This window comes from Microcoleus sp. K5-D4 (assembly GCF_036704575.1).
GTDB lineage: Bacteria > Cyanobacteriota > Cyanobacteriia > Cyanobacteriales > Microcoleaceae > Microcoleus.
The window spans coordinates 69,805-81,595 of the sequence record NZ_JAUBSD010000018.1; the positions used below are offsets into that span (position 1 = coordinate 69,805).

Genomic DNA, 11,791 nt, shown 5'->3' on the forward strand with positions numbered 1-11,791 from the left:
TTAATCACTTACGACAATTTTAGGATGAACAAGCGACAATGGACGGGATTGGTCAAATCTTTTCTCAATCTATTTCTTAAGTCTAACTGTCCTCTTTGTCAGCGACCGGCCGCCGGAGAGTTTTGTTTGTACTGTCACAAGCAACTTCAGCGATGTCAGTTAAGCGATTCCGGTCGATTTTGGAATTCTGAGCAGCGTGTTTTTGTGTGGGGTGAGTATGGCGGGGCTCTCAAACGCGCGATCGCAGCTTTGAAATATGACGGCAATCCGCAATTAGCCAAACCTCTAGGCGGCTGGCTGGCAGAAGCTTGGCTGAGTTTTCCGGAATTAGCTATAGACAATCTAACAGTTGTACCGATTCCCATGCACAAAGAAAAGGTCAAGGAGCGCGGTTTTAACCAAGCGGAACTGTTGGCTGAAAGTTTTTGCGAGCTGACTGGTTTGCCTTTGCAGCGACACGGTTTGGAGCGGGTGAAAAATACTCAGGCTTTATTCGCTCTGACGCCACAGCAGCGCCAAGCAGAAATGAAAAATGCTTTAAGTTTGGGGAAAGATTTTCGTCGTCGCCTCCCGCGCGATCGAGTGCTGTTAGTTGATGATATTTACACTAGCGGTACTACGGTTAAGTCGGCAATTAAAATATTGGAACAGTCGGGAATTTCGGTTTACGGAACTGTGGCACTTGCAACTCCGAATAAGAGCGATCGGTAGGCTATTTTGTCTTTAATTTTAAACAGGTTTGTAGTGAGGAAATGTTATTTCTCAGGATTTGCTAATAAGATTTTTTTGGGAAAACGAACCGCGAAGACGCGAAGTCCGCGAAGGAAGAGAAAGAAGAGAGAGAGTTTAGGCGGAAAGGGGGAATTGGTTGCTGATGTTCCACCGGCTGCCGTCGTGAAGCAGCAAAGTTAATGCCGAAGCGGTAAACTCAAAGTGGAGCGATCGCCCGGAGAATTCCAACCAAGCCGTTTGAAAATTCTCTTTAGTTAAATCGCGAAAGGCTACTGTCATATGTGGTACAAATGGGCGAGTCTGAGAAACTCGATCGACTATTCCCAAATTTGTCTCCAAATAACTCATCAAATCTTTGTGAATTTCCAGCAATTCGGGTGATTTGACAACATCAGCGTAAATGACGCGGGGCGCGAAAGCAGCAAAACCGGATAGAGTAACGGCGATGGGCAGCCGATTTGCCGAAAACTCCTTCAAACTTTCCTCTAATTTGGGAACATCCTCCGCTAACGAGTGAAAAGGAGGTTGCAGCGTGATGTGCGGCGGCGACTTCAAAGCACTGCGGCTGTTGTAGTGTTCCGCAAAATACTGTTGAATCTCAGTAATGTGCTGTTCAATATCGGGAGGTGGCACGAGGGCAATAAAAAATCGCTTTTTTGACTGGTTCATCGGATAACATCGCAGTTAAGAAAGGATGGTGCAAAATGGAATATAGAGCATTTGCCCTAGATCCCATTGGTGATCACCCATTCCCAATCTAAAATATAAAATCAAAAATCCCAAATAAAAATGCCTTGGTTTGTCAAAATTGAGCAAGGAATTGTCGAAAAGCCTGTCTTTGACCAATACGTGCCAGCTCACAGAGCTTATGTCCGAGAGTTGATTTCTAAAGGACACCGAGCGAAAACTGGCTACTGGGCGCGGCGCGGCGGCGGTATGTTGATGTTTGAGGCGGGTTCGATGGATGAGGCGAAGGCGATCGTCGCTGAAGACCCGCTGGTGAAGAACGGTTGCGTTATTTATGAAATTTATCACTGGTGTGTGGTTGAAGAATAAATAACTGTGTTATACTCATATATGAACTGGACCCACGCGATTCCAACGCCCAAATCTTGTCAGGACCGGAAGGTAGCAGCAACACGGGATGCTTGTAATAGGCGTGGTCTCCGGTTCACCCAGTTTTATGAGGTGTAGCTCCTATGCCTGGTTTCGGAGATATTTTACAAAAAGCAGTTTACCTTGGTGTCGGGCTAGCTTCTTACGCTGGTGAAAAAGCTGGCAGCAAGTTAACTGAATTACGCACTGAAGCCCAAAAGCTGGCAGACGAATTAGTCAAGCGTGGTGAGATGTCAACGGAAGAAGCTCGCCGCTTTGTTGATGACATGGTGCAACAGGCTCAGCAGCAGCCCCCCGTAGCATCGGCTGGGAACGAAAAACCGGCTGAACCTCGGCGGATTGAAATTATTTCTGAGGAAGAAGATGTCTCGGCAAAAGATGCTAAAGAGACAGGCGGCGTAGACAAGCTCCGCGAACAGGTGCAGAATTTACAAGAGGAATTGCGGCGGCTGAAGCGGGATTAAACTCAAAAAAGCTCGCTCAGCAAAGCATGAAGGGAACTCAGATAATACTCTTGAGTTCCCTTTTTGAATATCTCCCCTGTCAGATGTGGACGGATATCAGGCAATAGGTAATAGAATTGAAAGTAGGTGCAAGCACTTCACTTGAGGCTGGCTGCACTTGTCTGTAAAATATTTTGTAATAGCCAACTGTCAAATTCATGGAAGATTGGTCTAAAGATTTTTTTGGAGCAATGGAAAATGCTGTTTCTGAAGTAGAGCATTTTTTCAGCGAAATGGGCGAAGAGTTTGTCGAAATGCTGGACGTTTTGGCAAAAATGTCGGAAGAGTTTACTGAACAAGTACAAAATAATCTGATTAACGACATTGACGGTTATTTCAATGAATTTGACGGTTTATTGAATGAATTTATCGAACCGATAATTGAAATTTGCCGCGACTTCGACCCGCAATTTGATGAGATAGATTTGTCGATGGTGACTTATGTAGACCCTTCGCCGACGCAGCAGCCGGCTTGTCGCGGTTGTCGCAACTATCACGGTCAAGTTTACGGGGGAAATTTGTTGGTTTGTGCGATGCACCCTACTGGTGTGGAATCGGAGAGTTGTGCTGATTGGGAAACAGACGGCGATGCAGATTTTTAATGGCCCAGTTGAGTTGTTGAGGGGTTAATAGCTTATGGTAACGTCAATTCAGTCTCCGTCAAAGATTTCTCTGGAAGAGTTTCTGCTATTGCCAGAGACTAAGCCGGCTAGCGAGTATGTTGACGGTCAAATTTATCAAAAAGCTATGCCCCAAGGAAAACACAGTACGTTACAATTCGAGTTTCCATCTGTTATTAATCGAGTTGGCAAACCGCAGAAGTTAGCTTATGCGTTTCCAGAATTGCGCTGCACTTTTGGGGGACGTTCTCTTGTTCCAGATATTGCCGTGTTTGAGTGGTCGCGCATTCCTATCAATGCTAATGGAGAAATAGAAAATAGGTTTGAAATTGTGCCGGATTGGACAATTGAGATTTTATCGCCGGATCAAAATCCAACTCGGGTCATTAATAATATTTTGTTTTGCTTAAATCACAATGCTAAACTGGGTTGGTTGATTGACCCGGAAGAAAAATTAGTTCTTGTTTTTAAACCGCAGCAGCAACCAGAGGCGAAGGAGAATCAGGACATTTTACCTGTGCTCGATGTGCTGTCGGGTTTGCAAATGTCGGCGGCGGATTTGTTTGGGCTGTTAAGTTTCGATCGCCCGTGAGTTACAGTTGAGTATAGGGAATTTTGCATCTAACCACATTTAAAGGTGAATCGCTCAACGGCTAATAATTCGCAATTTGGGTTTCCGAAAATGCCGCCATCGCTGCAATTGCGACAGTATCAGCGAGTGGCGGTTGCTAATTGGTTTGCGAATCAGGGACGCGGTACACTGAAGATGGCGACGGGTAGCGGCAAGACGATTACTGCGCTGGCGATCGCCACTGAATTATACAATAAAATTAACCTGCAAGTCCTGCTCGTAATTTGCCCTTACTGCCACCTGGTGAATCAGTGGGCGCGCGAATCCGAGAAATTTGGTTTAAAACCTATTTTGGCTTTTGATAGCGCCCGCAGTTGGCAAAACAAGCTGGCTGCGGGTTTGTATGAAGTGCGATCGGGCGAGCGAGCATTTCTCACCATCATCACTACCAATGCTACCTTAATGGGAGATAGTTTGCGATCGCAACTGCGCTATTTCCCAGAAAAAACCCTGATTATTGGAGACGAAGTTCACAACTTAGGCGCGCCCCGTTTAGGAGAAAGTTTGCCGCGCAATATTGGACTGCGACTCGCCCTTTCCGCCACCCCAGAAAGGCATTTCGACGAACAGGGAACCGAAGCTATTTTAGATTATTTCGGCCCTGTTTTGCAGCCGGAACTCACCTTAGCCGACGCCATCCGCCAAAAAGCATTAGTACATTATTTATACTATCCAATTTTAGTAGAATTGACCGAAGCCGAAACCCGCAAGTATTCCCGCTTAACTCAAAAGATTGGCTGGGCGCTTTGGGGCGATGAAAAAGTAGAAGAAAACGATGCTTTAACGACTTTATTGATGCAGCGAGCCCGGTTGATTGGAGCGGCGGCTAATAAATTAACAGCTTTGCGAGAATTAATGATTCACCGTCTCGACACAGCCCATACTTTATTTTACTGCGGCGACGGTGCGATCGAAGGAAGTGCGCGCCGAAATAACAACCGCCAACTAACAGAAACCGCGAAGTTATTGGGTTCAGAATTAGGCTACCGAGTTAACACTTATACTGCGGCAACTCCTTTAGCAGAAAGAGAACGATTGCGCCAGCAATTTGAGAGTGGAGAATTGCAAGGTTTGGTAGCAATTCGGTGTTTGGATGAAGGCGTGGATATTCCGGCAATTCGCAATGCTGTAATTTTAGCAAGCAGCAGCAATCCGCGCCAGTTTATTCAGCGCCGGGGACGAATTTTGCGGCCGCATCCGGGGAAGGAAAGGGCAACTTTATTTGACATGATAGTTTTGCCTCCTGATTTGGGCAGAGAAACCTTAGAAGTCGAGCGCAATTTGCTGCGAAAAGAGTTGAAGCGGTTCTTGGAATTTGCCGATTTAGCCGACAATGCTGGGGAAGCTAGAGTCAAATTGTTGCAACTTCAGAAGCGTTACGGGCTATTAGACATTTGACATTTATTAAGGTTCGGTTTATGTTTGAGAATAGAGAATTATTTGAGCGCAGTTTGAGTTGCTAGTTTTTAATATTTGAAAAAAAAATGACTGAAAATCTGAATGAAAATCTGATTATGGCATTTAGATATGAAGATAGTGCGATCGCAGCCTTACCGACAAGCATTTTAGCAGAAAAACGTTCTTCTTATCAAACTCATCAGGAATTCAGCGACGTACAGCAACCTATTACTAGCGCGCCGCCGGAAGTCCGACAAATTATTGAGCGGGTATTGGAAATTGAAAAAGATAAGTTGTACATGAGAGCTCCCCGCCACATTAACGATGACATTTTAAAAATCATTAAGGAAGCAATTGTATGAAGTTAATCTCAATTACTCTGTGCAACTTTCGTCAATTTTACGGCAAAAGCCCCGAAATTAGACTAGCTTGGGGCGGGCAAAATATTACAGTAATTCACGGTAATAACGGCGCTGGAAAAACGGCTTTAATGAATGCCTTTACGTGGGTACTTTACGGACAATTTAGCGCGGCTTTTGCGGCAGAAGAACAATTAGTAAACAAGCGCGCTCTGGCCGAGGCGGAAATGGGAAAAGCCGTAGGTTGTTGGGCGGAAATTGTGTTTGAACACGACAGCACGCGCTACCAAGCAAAACGCATCTGTCGTGCTTATAAAAGTGAAAATACTGTAGAACATGGCAAGGCTGAATTGTTTCTGAGTGTAGCCAAAGATAACGGTCTGTGGCTGAAGCCGGATCAGCATCCCGATGATATTATCGGGCGGATTTTGCCGGAAAGTTTACATAAATATTTCTTTTTTGATGGGGAGCGAATCGAGCAGATTGTCCGCTATGACAAGAAGGCAGAAATTGCGGAAGCTACTAAGGAGTTGCTGGGGGTAGAAGTGTTGAATCGCTCGATCCGGCATTTAGGAGAAGCGAAAAAATCTCTAGAGACAGATTTAAATATAATTGGGAATGCTGAAACGAAGAAACTTTTAAAAGACAAGCAAAAGATTGAGCAAGAAGCTGAGCAACTTGCGAGCAGACAAGTAGAAATCGAGCGGGAATTGGCGAACCAAGGGGAGTTAAAAAAAGCAGTTAATGGTAATTTGTTGGAACTTAGCGGTGCGGCCGATTTGCAAAAGTTGCGAGACGAATTGGAAATGCAGAAAAGTTTATTTAAGCAACAAATTGCACAAGCTACAGATGCTCTCAAACGCTCAATTTCTATGCGAGGTTACGGGGTATTTCTGTCAGATGCGGCGGCTGAATTTCAAGTGATTGTCGGGGGTTTACGAGAAAAAGGCGAGTTGCTTTCGGGGATTCAGCGGCCGTTTTTGGAAGAGTTATTAGCGCAGCAGCGGTGTATCTGCGGTGCGGAATTAGTGGAGGGTTCTGAATCTCGCCAACAGGTTAGCGGTTGGATGGATAAGGCGGGTGTTGGGGATGTGGAAGAAACAACTATTCGGATTAGCGATCGGGTAAATGAAATTGATAGGCAAGTGGCTGATTTTTGGGAGGAAATTGACCGACAGCAAGGCAATATCAGCCGCGACAGAACCGAACTTTCTAGGGTGGAAAATCAGCTAGACGATATTCACAACAAACTGCGAAATTTTCCTGACGGCGATGTCAGCCGCTTGCAAAAGCGCTTGGATGAAATTGAGGCCAAAATTGGCGATTTGCACCGGGAAACAGGCTCTAACCAGCAGCAGATTGAGAGTTTGAATGCGTCGATCGCGAATCTGGACAAGCAAATCGACAAGCAGCAACTGAATGAGCAAAGGCAAGTATTAGCCCAGCGCCGGATTGCTGCGACTCAGGATGCGATCGATCGCCTAACTGAAGTGCGATCGCGCTTAGAAAAACAGTTTTGTTCTCAGTTAGAAAAGCGGGTGCAAGATATTTTTAGTCAAATTTCGTTTACTCCTTACATCCCCAAGTTGAGCGATAAATACGAACTGACGCTAGTAGAAAATACGTCGGGTAAAGAATCTTTGGTTGCCGCTTCTACAGGAGAAAATCAAATTCTCAGTTTGTCGTTTATCGGCGGAATTATTGAGGGCGTGCGTGAGTGGAGTCAAAAGAATACTTTGATGGGCCCGGATAGCAGTACCTTTCCAATTGTGATGGATTCTCCCTTTGGCAGTTTGGACGAGATTTATCGGAAGCAAATCGCCAATAAGCTGCCGAAGTTGGCGAATCAATTGGTAGTTTTGGTAACTAAAACTCAGTGGCGCGGAGAAGTTGCTCAAGAGATGGAAAGTTGCATCGGTAGGGAATACGTGCTGGTGTACAATTCTCCGAAAGCTGATTGTGAAGAAGATGCGATCGAACTGGGCGGGACGCGCTATCCTTTAGTTAGGCGCAGTCCAAATGAATTTGAATATACGGAAATTGTAGAGGTGGATTATGGCTTCTAATTCGGCAATTACGCAAGTTTTGGAAACGGATATTTGGGTGAAGGCGACGTGGGAAGAGTTTCTGAATTTTGCTGAGGATTCAGCATGGGAAAAGGGCAATTTTTATTATTATCAAGAACACATGAGGGTAGAAATGTCACCAGTAGGGCCATTGCACGCGCGTCATAATTCAATCATCCCGTATGTAGTTATTCTGTTTGCTACATTGAGAAATATCCGAGTAGTTCAATTTGCTAATGCCAGTTTTAGGAAATCAGGTATTCGCGAGTTTCAACCTGATTTAGCTTACTACATCGGTTCAGATTTGAGAGTTCCTCCTAATGACAGCAACTCACCTGTTGATTTGGATGAATACGATCCGCCTAATTTGGTAATAGAAATTGGTGCATCTTCTTTTAACGATGATTTAGGCAGTAAGCGGTTGCTTTACGAAAATGCAGGAATTAGTGAATATTGGGTTGAACGTGCAAACACGCGGGAGGTTTTTGCGTTTGCGATTAATGGCGGAGGTAGCGGGAGAATTCAAGAGTCGCGGGTTTTGCCTGGACTGGAAATCCGGTTAGTTGAGGAAGCTTTGAACCGGAGTCAAACCCAAGATGATGGGGAAATTAATCGCTGGTTGATTCAAACTTTTAGTCAAGCTTGAAAGGAGTTTGACGTGGAAAAAGAGTATCATAAATTGGTGCGCGATCGCATTCCTGAAATTATTCGCCAAAGTGGGAATGAATGCGAGGTTGTAATTTTGTCGGAGGCAGAATACCGTCAAGCTTTGCGGCAGAAATTGATTGAAGAAGCGGGGGAAGCGGCGGAGGCCCACGAGCAAGATTTGGTGGCGGAATTGGCCGATTTGTATGAGGTGATAGATGCGGTGATGGTGAGTTTTGGCATTTCGGGCGATCGACTTTTGGACGAACAAACGAAGCGGCGGGAAGCAAGAGGAGGTTTTGCCCAAAAAATTATGTTATTGCGGACATTCTGAAAATTATCTGCGTTAATCTGTGTTTATCTGCCTCTAATCTGCGGTTACTCTATCAATCAAATTACTCAGTTAAAAAGTACATATTAATCCCAATGGGTGCTAACAAAATTAGAATTGCTAAAGATAAAGCCGAGTTAGTCAAATCATTAACTTTATCGGATAACAACTCCGCGCCATTTCAGACTTACGCCGATGTCATCGCGTTTGCCGCAGCGTTGGGAAATCAGCGGAAAAAACGATCGCCTTTGGGGGAAATTTCTAAACGAGAACCGGGTGCGATCGATGTTGATATTTTTGTATCCCGGGGTTACGATATGGCGATTAAATTAATTGCGATCGCCGAAACCAAAAATCCTCAAATTCTCTCCCATCTCGACGAAAAATTGGAAGCAGAACGCTTGCAAATTTTTGAAGAATATGCTAATGGTGGACTGGAAATTTTGCGCGAAGAGTTGCGGGGTGCGGCGGATTATACCGATCGCCTTTTGTTGGTTTTGATTTCTGAAAGAGACAACCAACATCGGTCAAATGAAGAATTCGATTTAAGCAAGTTTTTATTTTAATAGGTTCCCAATGAAGCACATCCCAAAAGATATAATCAAGAGATGCTTAAAGAAATCAGCAAATTTTCTTGCTTACAGTTACTCAGCATTTATTATCTGCTATTTCATTCTCAACCTAATCTTTTGGGATAGACTGTCGATTATTGCCTTAATTACCACTTTTATTCCCTTAATTTTCTTCCCTACTTTCCTGCTTCCCCTCATCGGATTGTTAATTATAAAAAAAAGATGGTTCACTATTATTTCGGCGATCGCGTGCATTCTTCTAATAAGTTGGCTGCACGTCAAATACTTTTCTCCCGCACCCATCAACATCACAAATTCGCAGCCCAGCATCAAAATTTTATCCCATAACCTCAGTTGGCATAAAACTCAGTCACCTACTTTATTTAAACTGATTCAGAAGCAAAAACCCGATATTATATTTTTACAATAAATCGTTAGGAAACATACCGAAAGAGCTTTCACCTGGTTAAAAGCAGACTACCCCTATCAAATTGGCACTCCCCCTGTAGGAATTCTCAGTAAATATCCGATTGTATCGAGCGAAATACTGCACTTAGCCGGCCATCCAGAAACGCAGCAGCGCGCAATTATTAAATTTAACGAACAAGAAGTAGTGATTTACAATATGCAAGCTACCGGGCCCTGGTTTAAGAGATATAACATCGGGCGTTTTCTCAAAATTCCAGTTTACAAATATGGCAAACGATCGCCTGAAATTCAAGACTTAGTGCAGCGAGTTGAGCGAGAAACTCTGCCAGTAATTGTCGCGGGCGATTTTAATATGACAGACGAAACCCAAGACTATGACAGGGTGCAGAAAGTCATGCAAGATTCTTTCCGAAAAGCTGGATTTGGGTTTGGTTTTACCTGGCCTCACGGTTGGGAACTTAAATTCTTAGTAAAAAGGTCGAATTGGAGATTAAATTATCCCGTTTTCCGGATTGATTATATTTGGTATTCAAAGCATTGGGGTGCTAAATCGAGTTCGGTTTTGGAGGCAACGGAGTCCGATCATTTGCCTGTAGGAGCAGAACTTATTTTGTTAAAGGAAGCCAGATTGTGAGAATTGGTCTATACTAGAAAAATTAGCGGGGATTTGGAGGGTGCGGCGTTGAGCTTGAGAGATTTAGCGATTCAAGATGAGTACCGGAGCGATCGCTGCGATCTAATCCAAGAATTTTACATTCCTTGTTTGGAAAAGGCTACAGTTTACAAGCGAGCCGTTGGTTTTTTCTCCAGCACTTCAATGGCAGCCGCCGCCAAAGGACTGACAGCATTGATTCGAGTGGGTGGCAAGATGCAGCTCGTGGCTTCTCCACATTTGTCCCCAGAAGATGCGGAGGCGATCGTGCAAGGAATGCGACAAAAAGAAGAAGTTATTGTCAGTGCTGTTCTGCGAGAATTAGATAAAGAATTTGAGGGAATTGTTCGAGATCGCTGGGCTTGTTTGGCTTGGTTATTGAGTCAAAACATCCTCGAAATAAAACTAGCTGTTACTAAAGAGATTCGCCGCCAGGGAATTTATCACGAAAAATTAGGGATCTTTGGCGATCGCGAAAACAATATCGTTGCTTTCACGGGCTCTGCCAACGAAAGCTCAACTGCTTTAATTGATAATTTTGAATGTATTGATGTTTTTTGTTCTTGGCATCTGGGAGTGAGAGAACGGGCATTAAAAAAAGCCGAAAATTTTCAGAAGTTGTGGGAGAACGAGACGCCGAATGTGGAGGTAATCGAGTTTCCCGAAGCGGCTAAAAAATCGCTCTTGCGACTGCGGCCCGAGCGGCCTCCTGCGATCGAACCCGGATTGCCATACAAACCGAAACCGCCTTATGCTTCAGAAAGTAAGGGAAGTTATAACGTGAACTACGCTGCCAAAAAGCCACCTGAAACCCTCAAAATTCCTAGCGATATTACTTTACGGAAACACCAACGCCAAGCGATACAAGAATGGTTTGCGAATGCGGGACTGGGAATTTTGGAAATGGCAACAGGTAACGGTAAAACGATTACTGCCTTAGCTACTGCTAGCTTGCTTTATGAGTATATTGGTTCGCCCTTATTTATTGTAATTGTCTGTCCTTACCTTCACCTCGTTACTCAGTGGATAGCAGAAGCAGAACGTTTTGGACTCGACCCTTTACCCTGTGCAGTCAGTTACACTAAATGGCAAGGAGAATTAGCAGTTAGACTCTATAATTTAACTGCGGGAACTCGACCACTAGCTAGCATTATTACTTCAAATGCTACCTTTGCTTCCGATTTATTTCAACATCAAATCGGCAAAGTTTCTCGTCGCTTTTTGTTAATTGTAGATGAAGTGCATAATTTGGGAACCCAGCAGTTGCGGACTTGTTTGCCAGAAAATGCTACCTACAGACTGGGGCTTTCGGCTACACCACAACGCGGGTTTGATACTGTGGGCACTGAGGCAATAACTGATTATTTTGGATCGACTTTAGTTCATTATACCCTCCGCGATGCGCTTCAAGATAAGGTGCTTTGTCCTTATTGCTATTATCCGCAACTCATTGCACTAACTGATGATGAATTCGATCGCTATTATGAATTGACGGTCAAGATTGCCCGTATATTGGGAAATAATGTTGATTTAGAAGCACCTGCAACGGGAATTGAGGCTTTATTAATTCAGCGATCGCGCCTGATTGCCACAGCCCAAAGAAAACTCGAAACGTTGGAGTCACTTTTAACTCCCCTGGCGGACACCACCCACAATTTAAGGGAGCATCCCAGTTTTGCAATGAGTATAAATACTGAGATAATTGCCTTGCCAAGTTGATGGCATAATAGAAAGCAA

Annotated in this window: 15 protein-coding genes and 1 other RNA gene; 15 read left to right on the forward strand and 1 reads right to left on the reverse strand. The window is 44.2% G+C overall.

Annotated elements, in window-relative coordinates; all coding sequences use genetic code 11:
- Window positions 1-24: 24 nt before the first annotated feature.
- Complete coding sequence (locus QUA77_RS08410) at window positions 25-711, forward strand: ComF family protein (RefSeq protein WP_333060981.1); 687 nt, start codon at window positions 25-27, stop codon at window positions 709-711.
- A gap of 135 nt (window positions 712-846) precedes the next feature.
- Here QUA77_RS08410 and QUA77_RS08415 read toward each other — a convergent pair whose 3' ends face one another.
- Window positions 847-1,401: a 2'-5' RNA ligase family protein gene (locus tag QUA77_RS08415; RefSeq protein ID WP_333449824.1), complete on the reverse strand. Its 555-nt coding sequence runs from the start codon at window positions 1,399-1,401 to the stop codon at window positions 847-849.
- A gap of 120 nt (window positions 1,402-1,521) precedes the next feature.
- Here QUA77_RS08415 and QUA77_RS08420 point away from each other — a divergent pair, with 120 nt between their 5' ends.
- From QUA77_RS08420 to QUA77_RS08485, 14 genes are all read left to right on the forward strand, one after another.
- A complete protein-coding gene (locus tag QUA77_RS08420; protein ID WP_265234333.1) occupies window positions 1,522-1,788 on the forward strand; it encodes a YciI family protein in 267 nt (88 codons plus the stop codon).
- A 23-nt stretch (window positions 1,789-1,811) separates the two neighbouring features.
- An RNA gene (gene ffs, locus QUA77_RS08425) (signal recognition particle sRNA small type) lies at window positions 1,812-1,908 on the forward strand.
- Between the two features lie 23 nt (window positions 1,909-1,931).
- Window positions 1,932-2,312, forward strand: coding sequence for a phasin-related domain-containing protein (locus tag QUA77_RS08430; RefSeq protein WP_333040711.1), 381 nt, complete (start codon window positions 1,932-1,934; stop codon window positions 2,310-2,312).
- 197 nt (window positions 2,313-2,509) lie between these two features.
- Complete coding sequence (locus QUA77_RS08435; RefSeq protein ID WP_333040709.1) at window positions 2,510-2,953, forward strand: hypothetical protein; 444 nt, start codon at window positions 2,510-2,512, stop codon at window positions 2,951-2,953.
- A 34-nt stretch (window positions 2,954-2,987) separates the two neighbouring features.
- On the forward strand, window positions 2,988-3,563 hold the full coding sequence (locus QUA77_RS08440; RefSeq protein ID WP_333040707.1) for a Uma2 family endonuclease: 576 nt from the start codon (window positions 2,988-2,990) through the stop codon (window positions 3,561-3,563).
- A gap of 90 nt (window positions 3,564-3,653) precedes the next feature.
- The gene (locus QUA77_RS08445) at window positions 3,654-5,000 is read left to right on the forward strand and encodes a DNA phosphorothioation system restriction enzyme (protein WP_333040731.1); all 1,347 of its coding nucleotides are present in this window, start codon (window positions 3,654-3,656) and stop codon (window positions 4,998-5,000) included.
- A gap of 86 nt (window positions 5,001-5,086) precedes the next feature.
- Window positions 5,087-5,362: a hypothetical protein gene (locus QUA77_RS08450; RefSeq protein WP_333040705.1), complete on the forward strand. Its 276-nt coding sequence runs from the start codon at window positions 5,087-5,089 to the stop codon at window positions 5,360-5,362.
- Complete coding sequence (locus QUA77_RS08455; RefSeq protein ID WP_333449825.1) at window positions 5,359-7,425, forward strand: AAA family ATPase; 2,067 nt, start codon at window positions 5,359-5,361, stop codon at window positions 7,423-7,425. Before QUA77_RS08450 ends, QUA77_RS08455 begins: the two co-directional genes overlap by 4 nt.
- Window positions 7,415-8,071 (forward strand): Uma2 family endonuclease, encoded by a 657-nt coding sequence (locus QUA77_RS08460; RefSeq protein WP_333449826.1) that lies wholly within the window; start codon window positions 7,415-7,417, stop codon window positions 8,069-8,071. Before QUA77_RS08455 ends, QUA77_RS08460 begins: the two co-directional genes overlap by 11 nt.
- Before the next feature lie 12 nt (window positions 8,072-8,083).
- Window positions 8,084-8,404: a nucleoside triphosphate pyrophosphohydrolase gene (locus QUA77_RS08465; protein ID WP_333449827.1), complete on the forward strand. Its 321-nt coding sequence runs from the start codon at window positions 8,084-8,086 to the stop codon at window positions 8,402-8,404.
- 92 nt (window positions 8,405-8,496) lie between these two features.
- Complete coding sequence (locus QUA77_RS08470) at window positions 8,497-8,967, forward strand: DNA phosphorothioation-associated protein 4 (RefSeq protein WP_333040698.1); 471 nt, start codon at window positions 8,497-8,499, stop codon at window positions 8,965-8,967.
- Window positions 8,968-9,195: 228 nt separating this feature from the next.
- Window positions 9,196-9,321 (forward strand): hypothetical protein, encoded by a 126-nt coding sequence (locus tag QUA77_RS08475; RefSeq protein ID WP_333449828.1) that lies wholly within the window; start codon window positions 9,196-9,198, stop codon window positions 9,319-9,321.
- Window positions 9,322-9,484: 163 nt separating this feature from the next.
- Complete coding sequence (locus tag QUA77_RS08480; RefSeq protein WP_333449831.1) at window positions 9,485-10,036, forward strand: endonuclease/exonuclease/phosphatase family protein; 552 nt, start codon at window positions 9,485-9,487, stop codon at window positions 10,034-10,036.
- Window positions 10,037-10,039: 3 nt separating this feature from the next.
- The gene (locus QUA77_RS08485; protein ID WP_333449829.1) at window positions 10,040-11,773 is read left to right on the forward strand and encodes a DEAD/DEAH box helicase family protein; all 1,734 of its coding nucleotides are present in this window, start codon (window positions 10,040-10,042) and stop codon (window positions 11,771-11,773) included.
- Window positions 11,774-11,791 lie beyond the last annotated feature (18 nt).